This window comes from Exiguobacterium sp. s16 (assembly GCF_018618115.1).
GTDB lineage: Bacteria > Bacillota > Bacilli > Exiguobacteriales > Exiguobacteriaceae > Exiguobacterium > Exiguobacterium mexicanum_A.
This window is the reverse complement of the sequence record NZ_JACSLM010000005.1, coordinates 195,833-211,715: the sequence shown is the minus strand read 5'-3', so window position 1 is coordinate 211,715 and position 15,883 is coordinate 195,833. Positions and strand designations below refer to the sequence as shown.

The window sequence follows — 15,883 nt, the reverse complement described above, 5'->3', positions numbered from 1 at the left end:
AGACGATGAGGTAGATAGGTCATGGGTGGAAGCACGGCGACGTGTGGAGCTGAATGATACTAATCGGTCGAGGCTTTGATCTAGTCTAATGGTTTGTATGAATTGATGAGTCTTCAGTTTTGAGAGAACGATCTCTCTTGTCTGGTGGCGATGGCGAAGTGGTCACACCCGTTCCCATGCCGAACACGGAAGTTAAGCACTTCAGCGCCGAAAGTAGTTGGGGGTCTCCCCCTGTGAGGATAGGACGTCGCCAGGCAAACGGTGGTTCTGGAGCATTCGCTCAAGGGCCGCCGCTTTTTTTATTTATATCGCGATTCAAATGAAAGAGAGGAAGAACAGATGGCCAAAAAAATCAAAGTATACGTCGAGCCAAACGAGACAATCGATGAGTGTTTAAATCGAATTGCTCAAATGGGGTATCGCCCGGTACGTAGGATTGAGAAGCCTGTCTTTGAACAAACGGGAACCAAAGACGAACCTGTACATTCCCATCAGTCGATTTTATTTGAGTGCGTTGCTCTCAAACCATAATGCCAAACCGTCACGAATGAGTGGCGGTTTTTTTGTGTTTTAATGAACCTAAAGACGAACGATAAATATTCAGACAATTAAATTGTTCGCCGTTTGTTGACATGTTTTGAATGAACAAGGTACGATAGGCGTGTGAGTTAAGAACAAATTAAATAGTGCTCCATATAATCGCGAGGAAATGGCTCGCAAGTTTCTACCTGATCGCCGACTCTGATCAGACTATGGGGTATAGTCGACATTTTTTTGTCGTGGTCTATACCCTAAACTGGTTATTCGGTTTAGGGATTTCTTTTTTTAAGGGGGACATTTAAGTGAAGGCAACAGTAGGTGTGATCATGGGTAGTTCTTCCGATTGGGAAACAATGAGCCATGCTTGTGAAATCCTTGAAGAGTTGAGTATTCCATATGAAAAACAAGTTGTCTCGGCGCATCGGACGCCGGACTTAATGTTCGACTACGCTGAGGAAGCTCGGGCAAGGGGCATACAGGTCATTATCGCAGGAGCGGGAGGCGCAGCTCACTTACCAGGTATGGTCGCTGCAAAGACCACATTACCCGTCATCGGGGTACCAGTACAATCGAAGGCGTTAAACGGACTTGATTCATTGCTCTCGATTGTTCAAATGCCTGCAGGTGTACCGGTCGCAACCGTCGCCATCGGTCGAGCTGGGGCGACGAACGCAGGTCTTCTCGCGGCGCAAATCTTGAGCCTCCAATCTTCTGAATTGATTGAACGTCTCGAGGTTTACCGCCAAGTGAAACGAGATATGGCACTCAAAGCGACAGAGGAGCTGATTTGATGAGAATCGGAATTTTAGGCGGAGGCCAGCTAGGTCGGATGATGTCACTCAGCGCGAGTGCTATGGGATACGAAACGCTAAGTCTTGATCCAAACCCAAACGCACCGGCCGCTCAAGTCGCGCCAAGCATCGTGGCTACATTTGACGACGTAACAGCAGCTCGCGAACTCGCTCAGCGTTCAGACGTCATCACATATGAATTCGAAAATATCGATACAGCGATGATTGAGGCTATCGCTGACAAGTGTCCGCAAGGGATGGATGTCTTAAAGGCGACACAGCATCGGCTCTATGAGAAGCAAATGATTGAAGGGGCGGGCCTTCACGTCGCTCCATATGTTCCAGTTCGTTCCCTCCGAGACGTCACTCGAGCAAGAGACGTGTTAGGCCTCCCATTCGTCATCAAGACGTGCCGATTCGGATATGACGGAAAAGGCCAAACGGTCTTGCGGACGGAGCAAGATGTTCGCACATTTACGGATCAGTTCGAAGAGACGGAGTACGTGGCTGAAGCTTGGCTGTCTTTTAAAAAAGAAATTTCGGTCATCGTAACGAGAGGGGCTCACGCGACGACAACGTTCCCGATCAGCGAGAATATTCATCATCAAAATATTTTACACTTATCGATAGTGCCAGCACGAGTGGAACAAGACATTTTGGAAGAGGCTCGGCATTTGGCCCTTCAACTCGCTGACCACATCGGATTGATTGGAACGCTTGCGGTTGAACTGTTCATCATGGAAGATGGTTCCTTGTATGTGAATGAACTTGCTCCCCGTCCCCACAATTCAGGGCACTACACGATTGACGCCTGTGAGACGTCCCAGTTCGAGCAACATGTACGGGCAATCACTGGTATGAAGCTCGGCCGGACGACACTCCACACCCCGGTCGTGATGGTTAACCTGTTAGGCGAACATATGGATGAGCTGAATCCGCAAACGTTACCGTCGAATGTTAAACTACATTTGTATGGAAAAGAAGAAGCGAAGACTGGTCGGAAGATGGGGCACTTGAACGTGCTCGCCGATTCCGTCGAAGAAGCGCTTCAGACCATCGAACAATTGGCAATCTGGAAGGAGACCGTTTTATGATTTCACGTTATACCCGTCCCGAGATGGCGGCGATTTGGACAGACCAAAACAAATTTGAGGCATGGCTTCAAGTAGAACTTTACGCGTGTGAGGCGTGGAGCGAGCTAGGCGTCATTCCAAAAGATGATGTCGCGGTCCTGTGGGACAAAGCATCGTTTGATGTCGAACGCATCTTGGAGATCGAGCAAGAGACGCGCCATGACGTCATCGCCTTCACGCGTGCCGTCTCAGAGACGCTTGGAGAAGAGAAGAAGTGGGTGCATTACGGACTGACTTCGACAGACGTCGTCGATACGGCCTTATCGTACTTGATTAAGCAAGCAAACGATATTTTAGAAGCTGACATCGACCGCTTCATCGAGATCCTCGCTGAGAAAGCGAAAGCACATAAGTATGACATCATGATGGGCCGTACACACGGTGTTCACGCAGAACCGACGACGTTCGGATTGAAACTCGCCCTTTGGTACGAAGAAATGAAGCGCAACAAGAAGCGGTTCATGGCAGCCCGTGAGACGATTGAGTTCGGCAAGATGAGTGGTGCGGTCGGCACGTTCGCAAACATCGATCCGTTCATCGAGTCGTATGTATGTGACAAATTAGGGATTCAAGCGGCACCGATTTCGACACAGACGTTACAACGTGACCGTCACGCCGAATACATGTCGACACTCGCATTGATTGCCACATCAATCGAGAAGATGGCGACAGAGATTCGCGGCCTCCAAAAGACAGAGACACGTGAGGTCGAAGAATTCTTCGCCAAAGGACAAAAAGGGTCGTCAGCGATGCCGCATAAACGCAACCCAATCGGTTCAGAGAACATGACCGGCCTGGCCCGTGTCATTCGCGGTCATATGGTGACGGCGTATGAGAACGTCCCACTCTGGCATGAACGTGACATCTCACACTCTTCAGCCGAACGGATCATTCTTCCGGATGCGACGAGTCTCCTCAACTACATGTTGAACCGCTTTGGCAATATCGTGAAGAACTTGACGGTCTTCCCGGACAATATGCGTCGGAACATGGATCGGACGTTTGGCATCATCTTCTCCCAACGCATCTTGCTCGCGTTGATCGAAAAAGGATGGTCGCGCGAAGCGGCGTATGACGCCGTTCAACCGAAGGCGATGCAGGCGTGGGAAGAAGAGACGATGTTCCGCACTTTGATTGAACGAGACGCCGAGATGGGCGCGCTCTTTACGAGTGACGAGCTCGACGACCTATTCGACCCGAGCCATCACGTGCGCCGTGTCGATGTCATTTTTGAACGCTGTGGTTTGTGATCGTTGAGGGGCTTCATGCCCCTCTCACTTTTAAGGGGGACGATACAGATGGAAGCAATTTACGAAGGTAAAGCGAAAGCGTTATTCGAGACTGAAGAACAGGGTGTGCTCCGCGTTTATTATAAAGACGACGCGACAGCATTTAACGGGGAGAAGAAAGAATCAATCGCCGGCAAAGGCGTGTTGAACAATGCCATCACGACGCGCTTGTTCGAACTCATGCACGATAACAAGATTCCGACGCATTTCATTAAGCGACTATCGGATCGCGAGCAGCTCGTGCGCCGTGTCGACATCATCCCGCTTGAGGTCGTCGTGCGTAACATCGCCGCCGGAAGCCTTGCCAAACGACTCGGTTGGGAAGAAGGGACACCGCTCCTGTCACCAATCGTCGAGTTCTACTATAAAGATGACGCACTCGGAGATCCACTCTTAACAGAGGACCATATCCGTTTACTGCAAGTTGCCACACACAAAGAAGTCGAAACATTGCGACAACTCGGCCTATGGGTCAACGATGTATTGCTCGATTTCTTTAATGACCATGGCATTGATTTGATCGATTTCAAACTCGAGTTCGGTAAAGTCGACGGCACGATCATCCTTGCTGACGAGATTTCGCCGGACACGTGCCGACTCTGGGACAAAGAAACGAAACAAAAGCTCGATAAAGATGTTTTCCGCAGAGACCTCGGATCTCTGACAGACACGTATAGCCAGTTGTTAACACGCATAGGGGGAATGAACTGATGAAAAAAGTAAACGTGTACGTGACATTACGTGAAAGTGTACTCGATCCACAAGGCGTCGCCGTCAAAGGCGGACTCGAACATCTCGGCTTTACAGGCGTTGAATCAGTACGCATCGGGAAAGTGATCGAGCTTCAAGTGGCAGAAGAGACGACCGAAGCGATGGTCCGTGACATGTGTGAGAAGTTGCTCGTCAACACGGTCATCGAGAACTATCGAATCGAGATGGGGGTACTCGCATGAAATTCGCTGTCATCGTCTTCCCGGGATCAAACTGTGACCTCGACATGTATCACGCTGTAAAAGATGTCCTCGGCGAAGAAGCGGACTATGTGTTCCATACGGAAACGTCGCTTGACGGTTACGACGGTGTGCTCCTGCCAGGCGGATTCTCATATGGGGATTACTTGCGCTGCGGCGCCATCGCCCAGTTCTCACCGATTATGAGTGAAGTCAAACGGTTCGCAGAAGAAGGGCGTCCGGTACTCGGCGTCTGCAACGGTTTCCAAGTGCTCGTCGAAGCAGGACTCCTACCGGGCGTATTGATGCGTAACCGTGATTTGAAGTTCATGTGCAAGACGGTCGAATTGAAAGTCGAGACGAACGAGACGATGTTCACGAACGATTATGCACTCGGGGAAACGATCCAAGTCCCGATCGCGCACGGGGAAGGCAACTACTACTGTGACGAGGCGACGCTTGAGACGCTTCGTAGCAATGGGCAGATCGCTTTCACATATACCGACAACCCGAATGGATCGGTCGCGAATATTGCAGGGATCACGAACGCACAAGGCAACGTACTCGGAATGATGCCGCACCCGGAGCGAGCGGTCGAAGTATTGCTCGGCGGGGAAGACGGCAAACGATTATTCACTTCGATGGTGAAATGGGGGACTCGACATGCTACTTACAACTGAACCGACAGCAACACACATCCGTGAAGAGCGACTTTACGCCACGATGGGATTGACCGATGAGGAATACGCGCTCGTCGTCTCACTGCTCGGTCGTGAGCCGAACTACACCGAGATTGGGTTATTCTCGGTCATGTGGTCTGAACACTGTTCGTACAAAAACTCGAAGCCTGTCCTCCGGAAATTCCCGACAACCGGGAAACATGTCCTTCAAGGACCTGGGGAAGGTGCTGGCATCGTCGATATCGGCGATGGCCAGGCCGTCGCTTTCAAAATTGAGAGCCATAACCATCCGTCGGCGATTGAGCCGTACCAAGGTGCGGCGACAGGTGTCGGCGGGATTATCCGTGACATCTTCTCGATGGGCGCGCGACCGGTCGCACTCCTTAACTCGCTCCGCTTCGGAGATTTGAACGAATCACGTGTGAAACATCTCTTCGGTCATGTCGTCTCAGGCATCGCCGGGTACGGCAACTGTGTCGGTATCCCGACGGTCGGGGGGGAAGTCGCGTTCGACCCGGCCTATGCGGGTAACCCGCTCGTCAATGCGATGTGCGTCGGGCTCATTCGCCATGAAGACATTCAAAAAGGGATTGCCGAAGGTGTCGGTAACTCAGTGATGTATGTCGGGGCGACGACAGGACGCGACGGCATTCACGGGGCGACGTTCGCCTCGGAAGAACTCGGTGAGGATGCGGACGAAAAACGCCCGGCCGTCCAAGTCGGTGACCCGTTCATGGAGAAACTGTTGATTGAGGCGTGTTTGGAAGTCATTAAGCACCCAGCCCTCGTCGGGATCCAGGACATGGGAGCGGCTGGTCTCACGTCGTCTTCGGCCGAAATGGCATCGAAGGCAGGCATGGGCATCGAGATGAACCTCGACCTCGTCCCACAACGCGAGGCTGACATGACGCCTTACGAGATGATGTTGTCCGAGTCACAAGAGCGGATGCTCCTCGTCGTCAAGGCAGGACATGAAGATGAGATCGAAGCGATTGTCACGAAGTGGGGACTTCATGCGATCAAAGTCGGTGAAGTCATCGAAGACAAAGTGCTCCGCCTGCTCCATCACGGGGAAGTCGCGGCCGAAGTACCAGTCGATGCGCTCGCAGAAGACGCACCGGTCTACCATAAGCCGTCGAAAGTACCGGCGTACTATGAAACGTTCCAAGCGATGACACCAATCCAACCGATTGTCTCGGACGTCCTCTCGACATGGAAAGACGTGCTCGCCATGCCGACAATCGCTTCGAAACGCTGGGTGTATGAGCAATACGACCATATGGTCCAAACGTCGACCGTCGTCGCCCCAGGAAGTGATGCGGCCGTCATCCGCATTCGCGACACAGACAAAGCACTCGCGATGACGACGGACTGCAACGCCAAGTACGTGTACCTCGACCCACGTGTCGGTGGTGCGATTGCGGTCGCAGAGGCAGCGCGCAACATCGTCGCCAGCGGTGCCACACCACTCGCCCTCACCGACTGCTTGAACTTCGGTAGCCCGGACAAACCAGAAGGCTTCTGGCAGCTCGACCAAGCTGTCGAAGGGATGGCCGAAGCGTGCCGTGCCCTCGATACACCGGTCATCGGCGGAAACGTCTCGCTTTACAATGAGTCGAACGGGACGGCGATTTATCCGACGCCGGTCGTCGGCATGGTCGGCTTGATCGACAAGCCGGAACATATCACGACGTCGTTCGCGAAAGCAGCAGGCGACATCATCTTCCTACTCGGGGAGACGAAACCAGAATTCGGCGGTAGTGCGCTCCAAATGCTGCAAGACGGTAAAGTGAGCGGACAGGCGCCGATGCTTGACCTCGAGACAGAGAGCCGTCAGCAACAAGTATTGCTTACGGCGATTCGGGAAGGTCTTGTCACAGCGGCTCACGACGTATCGGAAGGTGGACTGGCCGCGGCACTTCCTGAACTCGTGTTCGGCACGGGCTTCGGCGCAGATGTCACAGTCGACGCCGATCTCGTGACGACACTTTTCAGCGAATCACAGTCACGGTTCCTCGTCACAGTCGTGCCACATCAGGCTGATGCGTTCGCGAAGTTGACGAAGGCGACACGCATCGGACAGGTGACAGACACGCCACAATTGACGGTCCGTGCGAGCGACCGCCTCATCGAAATGGACGTCACGGAACTTGAACGGGTATGGGAAGGAGCTATTCCATGTTATATGACATCCGAGGCATGAACGAGGAGTGCGGGGTATTCGGGGTTTTTAATCACCACGAAGCGTCACACCTCGCCTACTATGGCCTCCACAGCCTGCAACACCGGGGACAAGAAGGGACAGGCATCGTCACGGCTGACGGCGAGCGCTTGCACGCCAAACGCGGGCTTGGCCTCGTCGCTGAAGTGTTCGACGAACCGTCGCTCGACGCATTGACCGGGCATCACGCCATCGGTCATGTCCGTTATTCGACGGCAGGCGGCAACACGCTCGAGAACGTCCAACCGCTCCACTTCAAGTCGCTTACGGGCGACTTGGCGATGGCGCATAACGGTAACCTCGTCAACGCCAACGAGTTGAAACACATGCTCGAAGCGGAAGGTGCGATCTTTCAGACGACATCTGACACGGAAGTCGTCGCCCACTTGATTAAACGAAGCCGCGGCAACTCGATGAAAGAGCGGATTGCAGATAGCTTGGCCCGTCTCGTCGGCGCGTTCGCCTTCCTCTTCTTGACGGAAGACGCGCTCTACGTCGGCGTCGACGTTCACGGCTTGCGTCCGCTCTCGCTCGGCCAGACCGAGGATGGCGCTTACGTATTCGCCTCAGAGACATGTGCGTTTGACGTCGTGGGGGCGACGTACGTACGCGATGTCGAGCCAGGGGAACTCCTCATGATCACGCAAGACGGGATCGTGTCGGAGCGGTACAGCGAGGCATCGGTCCGCGCGATGTGTTCCATGGAATACATCTACTTCTCGCGGCCGGACTCGATCATCGATGGCGTCAACGTGCACACGGCCCGTAAGGCGATGGGGAAGAAGATGTTCGACGAGGCACCAGTCGAAGCGGACGTCGTCACCGGCGTCCCGGACTCGAGCATCTCGGCGGCCATCGGTTACGCTGAGGCGAGCGGAATCCCGTACGAGATGGGACTCATCAAAAACCGCTATGTCGGCCGGACGTTTATTCAGCCGTCGCAAGAACTACGGGAGCGCGGTGTCAAGATGAAGCTGTCAGCGCTTCGAGGCGTCGTGAACGGAAAACGGGTTATCATGGTCGACGATTCGATCGTCCGCGGTACGACGAGCAGACGCATCGTCAAGTTGCTCCGTGAAGCCGGGGCGACCGAAGTGCATGTTCGCATCACGTCACCACCAATCAAGCATCCGTGCTATTACGGTATCGATACATCATCAAAGGAAGAGTTGATTGCGGCCACCAAATCCATCGAAGAGATTAAAGAAGAGATTGGGGCCGATTCACTGGCGTTCCTCACATTGGACGGAACGGTCGAAGCGATCGACCGGCCGTTCGAAGGGAACTTGCGCGGGCAGTGTGCCGCTTGCTTCACCGGACTTTATCCAACTGAACTGGCGGAACTTGTAACAGAGACAAAAGCTTGAGGGGGACTGACGATGAGTTTAAGATATGAACAAGCGGGTGTGAATTTAGAAGCAGGCTATGAAGCAGTATCACGCATGAAGCGTCACGTTGCACGGACGATGCGTCCAGAAGTGATGACCGGGCTCGGCAGTTTTGGGGCGATGATCGACCTCGGCTCGATGCAGTTGAAACATCCGATTCTCGTCAGCGGAACGGATGGGGTCGGCACGAAACTCAAACTCGCGTTCGCGCTCGACCAACATGATACGATTGGAATTGACTGTGTGGCGATGTGTGTCAACGACTGTCTCGTCCACGGGGCCGAACCGCTTTATTTCTTAGACTATATCGCGACCGGCAAGGCAGAACCGGCCAAACTCGAGCGCATCGTCGCAGGGGTCGCCGAAGGTTGCGTCCAAGCGGGCTGTGCCCTCGTCGGAGGCGAGACGGCCGAGATGCCGGGTATGTATCCGGACGGCGAGTACGATATTGCTGGATTCGCCGTCGGTGTCGTCGAGAAGGAAGCACTCATCGATGGCCGGACAATCGAAGCGGGGGACATCGTCCTCGGACTCGCGTCATCCGGTGTTCATTCGAACGGATTCTCGCTCGTCCGCCATATCGTCGAGTCACAAGGCCTTGCCTACACTGACGAGATCGCCATGCTCGATACGACGCTCGGGAACGCCCTTTTGTTGCCGACACGCATCTATTCCGAGGCGGCGAAAGCGGCCATCGCGACGGGGCGTGTCCAAGGCATGGCCCACATCACGGGCGGCGGTTTTTACGAGAACGTGCCACGCATGCTGCCGGAAGGCCTCGGTGTCACATTCGATGCCTCGAATTGGCCGAGCCTGCCGGTGTTCGACTGGCTCGAGCAAGTCGGGCACGTCTCGAAACAAGAGATGTTCAACGTATTCAATATGGGCATCGGCTTCATGATCACGGTCCGGCCTGAAGATGTCGAAGCCGTCGAAGCCGCACTCGAACGCGCCGGAGAGACGTCGCACCGTATCGGGAAAGTTGATGCCAAACCGGGCGTCCGCATCATGGGGGTCGACCAGTGAAAAAGTTTGCCATCTTCGCCTCCGGGTCCGGTAGCAACGCCGAAGCGATTTGGCAAGCCATCGACCGAGGCGACTTGTCAGGGGAATGTGTCCTGCTCGTCACGGACAAACCAGAAGCGAAAGTACTCGAGCGGGCGGATCGGTTCAACATCGCGAGCTTCTCGTTCGAACCGAAGGCATATGCGTCAAAAGCGGAATTCGAACAAGAGATTCTCGTCTTGTTACAGACGCTCGGCGCCGACTATATCGTCTTGGCCGGGTATATGCGGTTGATTGGGGACGTATTGCTGTCAGCATATCCGAACCATATTATCAACATCCATCCGTCGCTCTTACCGGCGTTCCCTGGAAAAGACGCCATCGGTCAGGCGCTCGCGGCGAACGTGCCGACGAGCGGTGTCACCGTTCATTACGTCGATGCCGGGATGGATACGGGACCGATGATTGCCCAACAAGACGTCGCCATCGCAGGCTGTGATGCGGCCGAAGCGGCAAGACGCATCCAAGCGGTCGAGCATCAGCTCTATCCGCACGTACTACAACAAGTGTTTATCCAACAGGAGGTTTTCAAGTGAGAGCATTACTGAGTGTGTCAGATAAAACAGGAATCGTCGAGCTCGCGCAGGCGTTGCATGAAGCGGGCATCGAACTCATTTCGACAGGCGGGACGGAAGCGGCGCTCATCGCGGCCGGTCTTCCCGTAAAAAATATCTCGGAAGTGACATCGTTCCCAGAGATGCTCGACGGTCGCGTGAAGACGCTCCATCCGCTCGTACATGGCGGACTTCTCGGACGCCGCGATTTAGATTCGCACGTCGAACAGATGAAAGACCACGACATCGAGCCAATCGACTATGTCGTCGTCAACTTGTACCCGTTCAAAGAAACGATTGCGAAAGAGAACGCGACGTATGATGAAGCGATTGAGAATATCGATATCGGTGGACCGAGCATGCTCCGTTCGGCCGCGAAAAACCATGCCAGCGTGACGGTCGTCGTTGACCCGGCCGACTACGGTCATGTGGCCGAAGCGGTTCGTGCCGGCGGGACGACGTTCGAAACACGTCAACGTCTTGCCACAAAAGCGTTCCGTCACACGGCGGCGTATGACGCCTTGATTGCCGACTATTTAGGGCAGCAGATCGGCGAGACGTTCCCGGAACAGCTCACGGTCACGTATGAGAAAGTACAAGACCTCCGTTACGGGGAAAACCCGCACCAGCAAGCAGCGTTTTATAAGACGCCGCTCTATCACGGGATGACGCTCGCGAACGCGGAGCAGCTCCATGGAAAAGAACTCTCATATAACAATATCCAAGATACGAACGCGGCGCTCGAGGCGCTCAGTGAATTGACGGAGCCGGCAGCGGTCGTCGTCAAACATATGAACCCATGTGGTGTCGCTGTCGGACAGACAATCAGCCAAGCGTTCTCAAGAGCCCATGCGGCCGATCCGGTCTCGATTTTTGGGGGCATCGTCGCCTTGAACCGTGAAGTCGATGTGGAAACGGCAGAGGCCCTCCGTAACATCTTCCTAGAAATCATTATCGCGCCATCCTTTAGCGAGGCAGCACTTGACCGATTGAAAGAGAAAAAGAATCTTCGGTTATTGACGCTCGATATGGGCCAGATGACAGGGATGCGCTTGACAGCTGTCGCGGGCGGTCTACTCGTACAAGATGGGGACGACGTCACACTCGATGATGCGTCATGCCAAATCGTGACGGACCGTCGTCCGACGGCGTCTGAATGGGAAGACTTGAAACTTGCGTGGCGTGTCGTTAAACACGTGAAATCAAACGCCATCGTCGTCGCCAAAGACGAGACGACGATCGGCATCGGTGCGGGACAGATGAACCGCGTCGGCGCGGCGAAAATCGCATTCGAACAAGCAGGGGAACGTGCTCAAGGGGCCGCTCTCGGTAGCGATGCGTTCTTCCCGATGGGCGATACGGTCGAGGCTGCGGCCGCAGCCGGGATCACGGCCATCATTCAACCAGGCGGATCAATTCGTGACGAGGAGTCGATTGAAGCGGCGAACCGTCACGGCATCACGATGGTGTTCACGTCAGTTCGACACTTCAAACATTGAGAGGAGCGATAAGATGAACGTACTCGTCATTGGACGCGGCGGGCGTGAGCACGCGCTCGCTTGGAAGTTGAGACAAGACGGACATGAGGTGTTCGTCGCTCCGGGTAATCTTAATATGGGCGACGTGACGTGTGTACCAATCGAAGAGACAGATGTCTCTGGCCTCGTCGAGTTTGCGAAGCGCGAGGCGGTTGACTGGACGATCGTTGGTCCAGAGTCGGCCCTCATGGCTGGTGTCGTCGATGTGTTTCAAGCTCAAGGACAAAAAATCTTCGGACCGACTAAGGCGGCGGCGTTGCTTGAAGGCAGTAAAGCGTTTGCGAAAGAAGTGATGCGCGAAGCCAATATCCCGACCGCAGGGTACGACACGTTCACCGACGCCGAGTCAGCGCTCCGACAGATCGATCAACTCGAAGCACCGCTCGTCGTCAAAGCGGACGGACTCGCCGCCGGTAAAGGGGTGACCGTCGCGTTCACACTTGAAGAGGCGAGAGCAGCCATCCACGACATTTTCGATACCGATAAGTTCGGGGACCAATCACGTGTCGTCATCGAAGAATTTTTGGATGGAGAAGAGTTCTCGCTCATGGCGTTCGTGTCAGGGGAGCACGTTATCCCGATGATCACGTCACAAGATCATAAGCGTGCCTATGACGGAGACGCAGGACCGAATACGGGCGGCATGGGCGCCTACAGTCCGATGCCCCACTTGGATGATGCTGTGTATCAAGAGGCGGTCGAACGTGTGCTCTTCCCGCTGGCGCGGACGATGGTCGAGCGGGGCACACCGTTCGAAGGGTTCTTGTATGCGGGCCTCATCTTGACGGCGGATGGCCCGAAAGTGATCGAGTTCAACGCTCGATTTGGCGATCCCGAGACCGAGGTCATTCTTCCTAACTTGGCATCTCCTCTCCTCGGCGTCATCGAGGCGGTCGTGGACCAAAAACCGTATCCGATTGAATGGGTAGAAGGCTATACGATTGGAGTCGTCGTCGCGGCAGAAGGCTATCCTGATCGAGCGACGACCGGGCAGGTACTGTCAGGCTTCGGTGACTTACGAGATGATGTGCTCGTGTTCCATGCGGGGACGACCCGGGACGGGACCCACATCATCGGTAACGGAGGGCGATTGTTCGTCCTCACGTCGACGAAACCGACGTTGCTTGAAGCGAAGACGGCCGTCTATACGGCACTCGAACAACTTGATTTGCCACAGACGTTTTACCGGCGTGATATCGGAGGGCGGGCGTTGGCTCAGATTTTTTAAAGGATGGGTCAACCCGTCCTTTTTTTCATGCGAAAAGAAGGGAATCCGTACTTCCTGCTCTACAATAATGGAGTAGATTGAAGGAAGAAGGTGGTCGACGTGCGCATTCGGACGAAGCTCATGATTGCGGTGGCCGTGAATATAATTGTGTTTGTCGGTGTCATCTTTTTTGGGGTACGACCATATTTCATCGAGAAAAGCATGGAGCAAGATCGTCAAACGGTCGAGAGTCAAATCGCGAGCGTATCTGAGACGCTCGCCAATCGGAAGAGCACACTCGAGCGCACACTCATCGACTGGGCTGTCTGGAATGATACGTACACGTTCGTGCAGCGACGAAATGCCGCTTATATCCAAAGTAACATCAGTGAACAGTCGCTCGAGAACTTGAGCGTCAACGCTATCGTCTATTTGGACAACGAGGGGGAAGCTTTCTACTCGGCGTTTCGTTCGACAGCCATGTCATTGTCGAAAGCCGACCAACAAGCGATCATCCGGGCGGTTACCTCTCGCTTGACCAATCGGAGCGATGCACAGAACGGCGTATACGCCAGTGATTTTGGCCCGACGTTATATGTCAGTCATCCGATTCTACGAAGTGACAGTAGTGGACCACGCCAAGGAACGCTCATCATGCTCGAGTTCGTCGATTCGACGGTCATGGCAGATATAAGTGCCCAAACGAAGATACCATTGACGATTCAGCCGGTTCGTCGAGAAGAGACAATCATCAAGAGCGGGACGGATGGGACCGATGTGGTGATCCCACTCGACACGGTGTTTCAACAATCCGATTATGAAGTCGGGTTCACCGTCGCGCAAACGCACTACGAAAATACGGTCACGATGTTGCGGCTCGGCATGCTCGCGCTCGTCATCCTCGGGTTCGGTCTGTTCTTCTCTTTGTTATGGACGATTCACCGGGTCGTGATTCGGCGGCTGATGGAGATCGTGAGTGAGTTGAAGATCATCACACTCGAGCGGGACAGCCGACTCCGCCTCAGTCGGGACGCGCACAGCCACGACGAAATCGAACAGATGGCGACGAGTATGAACGAGGTGCTCGCGGCACTCGAAGATACGCGCGCCGAAGTGATCGACCGGGCGTTCCGAGACGCATTGACGCTTCTTCCGAACCGGCTCGCGCTAGAAGATTATTTCTCGACCGTGCGTGGAAAGCAGGAACGGATCGGAGTGCTCGGATTGGATTTGGATGACTTCCGCCGGATCAACGACCAATACGGACATCGGACGGGTGATTCTGTTCTCATCTATCTCGCCTCACGGCTCAACTTCTATAAAGAAGACGGGTTCGTCGCTCGCATCGGTGCCGATGAGTTCATGCTCGTCCATCCGGGCTGGACACTTGACCAGCTCCAACCGGTCGCCCGGCACTTGACGAAAGACTTGAAGGACTGGGCCCATGTCAACGGTGTGAAAGGGATGGCGGCGACAATCGGCATCGATGTGTTCACCTATGCCGAGCCGCAACACACGTATGAGGTCATGATGGGGCGGCTCGACGTGGTCATTCACGAGGCGAAACTGTCAGGGAAGAACCGTGTCTTGACGTTCCAAGAAATCGAGGACGGGAGCCATTATTTACAGACGCTCGAGATGGAACGCGATTTGCGCCATGCCCTCGAACACGATGAGTTTGAACTGTATTATCAACCGATTGTATCGCCACGGCCGTTTGCAGTACGGGGAGTCGAGGCGCTCATTCGCTGGAATCATCCGGGCAAAGGTCAGATTTCCCCAGGCCTATTCATCCCGGTCGCCGAGCAGCTCGGTCTTATCTCGGACTTGGGACGCTGGGTGCTCGTACAGGCGGTCACGGAGATGAAGGATCATGTGGAACGACATCACTTGTTCCTTTCGATCAACGTATCGAAACGCCAAATCGCCGACGGGTCGTTTTTAGCTTCATTGGAACACGTGCTGACCGAAACGGGATTTGACCCTCATCGCCTTCATGTCGAAATCACCGAGAGTGAGGTCGGCGGGAATTTGTATGAGCTTCAGCAGTTCATTCACGCGCTCAAAGCGATCGGCGTCAAAATCTCGCTCGATGACTTTGGTGTCGGGACATCGTCGCTCTCGTTCTTGCAGTCGCTTCAACTCGATATTATTAAAATCGATCAAAACTTTGTCAAAGGGATTCCTGAGAACACGTTCGATCGGGCATTGCTCGAAGGGTTATATCAAACGTTCCATACACTCGGTCTCGATATCGTCACGGAAGGTGTGGAGCGTCCGGAGCAGCTCGCGTTCGTGCTCGAACATAGCAGTTCGCTCATCCAAGGTTACCATTACAGCAAACCGGTTCCGCTGGCACAACTTGAGCATTACTTGAAGAAAACGGTCACGATGTATGACTGGTGAAGACACCTCCTGCGGGAGGTGTCTTTATTTGTGTGAATTTCATGTGAATTCCGTTACAATTAGCAACATAACTTGCGACCCTTTCATAGAAAAGGTAAACTTGAAACAGATGAAAGAAAAC

Annotated in this window: 14 protein-coding genes, 2 rRNA genes and 1 riboswitch; all 16 genes read left to right on the top strand. The window is 54.1% G+C overall.

Features of this window, described 5'->3' with window-relative positions:
- Nucleotides 1–83 (top strand): 23S ribosomal RNA (locus tag KNP86_RS11245); the annotation flags it as partial.
- Between the two features lie 57 nt (nt 84–140).
- Nucleotides 141–256: ribosomal RNA gene (gene rrf / locus KNP86_RS11240) — 5S ribosomal RNA — on the top strand.
- Between the two features lie 83 nt (nt 257–339).
- Nucleotides 340–531, top strand: coding sequence for an NETI motif-containing protein (locus tag KNP86_RS11235; protein ID WP_034781380.1), 192 nt, complete (start codon nt 340–342; stop codon nt 529–531).
- Between the two features lie 140 nt (nt 532–671).
- A riboswitch (purine riboswitch) is annotated at nt 672–773 on the top strand.
- 69 nt (nt 774–842) lie between these two features.
- Nucleotides 843–1,331, top strand: a complete 489-nt coding sequence (gene purE / locus KNP86_RS11230; RefSeq protein ID WP_152567786.1) for a 5-(carboxyamino)imidazole ribonucleotide mutase — start codon at nt 843–845, stop codon at nt 1,329–1,331.
- Nucleotides 1,331–2,425 carry a 5-(carboxyamino)imidazole ribonucleotide synthase gene (purK, locus tag KNP86_RS11225; protein ID WP_214754313.1) on the top strand — a complete coding sequence of 365 codons (1,095 nt, stop codon included), beginning with the start codon at nt 1,331–1,333 and terminating at the stop codon, nt 2,423–2,425. The genes purE and purK overlap by 1 nt, the downstream gene beginning before the upstream one ends.
- A complete protein-coding gene (gene purB / locus KNP86_RS11220; protein WP_214754311.1) occupies nt 2,422–3,714 on the top strand; it encodes an adenylosuccinate lyase in 1,293 nt (430 codons plus the stop codon). The genes purK and purB overlap by 4 nt, the downstream gene beginning before the upstream one ends.
- Before the next feature lie 48 nt (nt 3,715–3,762).
- A complete protein-coding gene (purC, locus tag KNP86_RS11215) occupies nt 3,763–4,464 on the top strand; it encodes a phosphoribosylaminoimidazolesuccinocarboxamide synthase (RefSeq protein WP_138860027.1) in 702 nt (233 codons plus the stop codon).
- Entirely contained in the window at nt 4,464–4,706 is a 243-nt protein-coding gene (purS, locus tag KNP86_RS11210) for a phosphoribosylformylglycinamidine synthase subunit PurS (RefSeq protein ID WP_214754309.1), read from the top strand. Before purC ends, purS begins: the two co-directional genes overlap by 1 nt.
- Entirely contained in the window at nt 4,703–5,383 is a 681-nt protein-coding gene (gene purQ / locus KNP86_RS11205) for a phosphoribosylformylglycinamidine synthase subunit PurQ (RefSeq protein ID WP_214754307.1), read from the top strand. The genes purS and purQ overlap by 4 nt, the downstream gene beginning before the upstream one ends.
- Complete coding sequence (purL, locus tag KNP86_RS11200) at nt 5,367–7,586, top strand: phosphoribosylformylglycinamidine synthase subunit PurL (protein WP_214754305.1); 2,220 nt, start codon at nt 5,367–5,369, stop codon at nt 7,584–7,586. Before purQ ends, purL begins: the two co-directional genes overlap by 17 nt.
- Nucleotides 7,562–8,971: an amidophosphoribosyltransferase gene (gene purF, locus KNP86_RS11195; protein ID WP_058765678.1), complete on the top strand. Its 1,410-nt coding sequence runs from the start codon at nt 7,562–7,564 to the stop codon at nt 8,969–8,971. The genes purL and purF overlap by 25 nt, the downstream gene beginning before the upstream one ends.
- A 12-nt stretch (nt 8,972–8,983) precedes the next feature.
- Nucleotides 8,984–10,018 carry a phosphoribosylformylglycinamidine cyclo-ligase gene (purM, locus tag KNP86_RS11190; RefSeq protein ID WP_034781315.1) on the top strand — a complete coding sequence of 345 codons (1,035 nt, stop codon included), beginning with the start codon at nt 8,984–8,986 and terminating at the stop codon, nt 10,016–10,018.
- Entirely contained in the window at nt 10,015–10,593 is a 579-nt protein-coding gene (gene purN / locus KNP86_RS11185; RefSeq protein ID WP_214754303.1) for a phosphoribosylglycinamide formyltransferase, read from the top strand. Before purM ends, purN begins: the two co-directional genes overlap by 4 nt.
- Nucleotides 10,590–12,110, top strand: coding sequence for a bifunctional phosphoribosylaminoimidazolecarboxamide formyltransferase/IMP cyclohydrolase (gene purH / locus KNP86_RS11180; RefSeq protein ID WP_214754301.1), 1,521 nt, complete (start codon nt 10,590–10,592; stop codon nt 12,108–12,110). Before purN ends, purH begins: the two co-directional genes overlap by 4 nt.
- 13 nt (nt 12,111–12,123) lie before the next feature.
- The gene (gene purD / locus KNP86_RS11175; RefSeq protein WP_214754299.1) at nt 12,124–13,377 is read left to right on the top strand and encodes a phosphoribosylamine--glycine ligase; all 1,254 of its coding nucleotides are present in this window, start codon (nt 12,124–12,126) and stop codon (nt 13,375–13,377) included.
- Between the two features lie 99 nt (nt 13,378–13,476).
- Nucleotides 13,477–15,762 carry a putative bifunctional diguanylate cyclase/phosphodiesterase gene (locus KNP86_RS11170; protein ID WP_235420260.1) on the top strand — a complete coding sequence of 762 codons (2,286 nt, stop codon included), beginning with the start codon at nt 13,477–13,479 and terminating at the stop codon, nt 15,760–15,762.
- Nucleotides 15,763–15,883: the final 121 nt, after the last annotated feature.

What these genes read in the sequence shown, in the direction of transcription:
- KNP86_RS11235 (WP_034781380.1), top strand. Translation starts at nt 340, where the DNA reads ATGGCCAAAAAAATCAAAGTATACGTCGAGCCAAACGAGACAATCGAT.
- purS (WP_214754309.1), top strand. Translation starts at nt 4,464, where the DNA reads ATGAAAAAAGTAAACGTGTACGTGACATTACGTGAAAGTGTACTCGAT.
- purD (WP_214754299.1), top strand. Translation starts at nt 12,124, where the DNA reads ATGAACGTACTCGTCATTGGACGCGGCGGGCGTGAGCACGCGCTCGCT.
- purB (WP_214754311.1), top strand. Translation starts at nt 2,422, where the DNA reads ATGATTTCACGTTATACCCGTCCCGAGATGGCGGCGATTTGGACAGAC.
- purL (WP_214754305.1), top strand. Translation starts at nt 5,367, where the DNA reads ATGCTACTTACAACTGAACCGACAGCAACACACATCCGTGAAGAGCGA.
- purK (WP_214754313.1), top strand. Translation starts at nt 1,331, where the DNA reads ATGAGAATCGGAATTTTAGGCGGAGGCCAGCTAGGTCGGATGATGTCA.
- purC (WP_138860027.1), top strand. Translation starts at nt 3,763, where the DNA reads ATGGAAGCAATTTACGAAGGTAAAGCGAAAGCGTTATTCGAGACTGAA.
- purQ (WP_214754307.1), top strand. Translation starts at nt 4,703, where the DNA reads ATGAAATTCGCTGTCATCGTCTTCCCGGGATCAAACTGTGACCTCGAC.
- purM (WP_034781315.1), top strand. Translation starts at nt 8,984, where the DNA reads ATGAGTTTAAGATATGAACAAGCGGGTGTGAATTTAGAAGCAGGCTAT.
- purF (WP_058765678.1), top strand. Translation starts at nt 7,562, where the DNA reads ATGTTATATGACATCCGAGGCATGAACGAGGAGTGCGGGGTATTCGGG.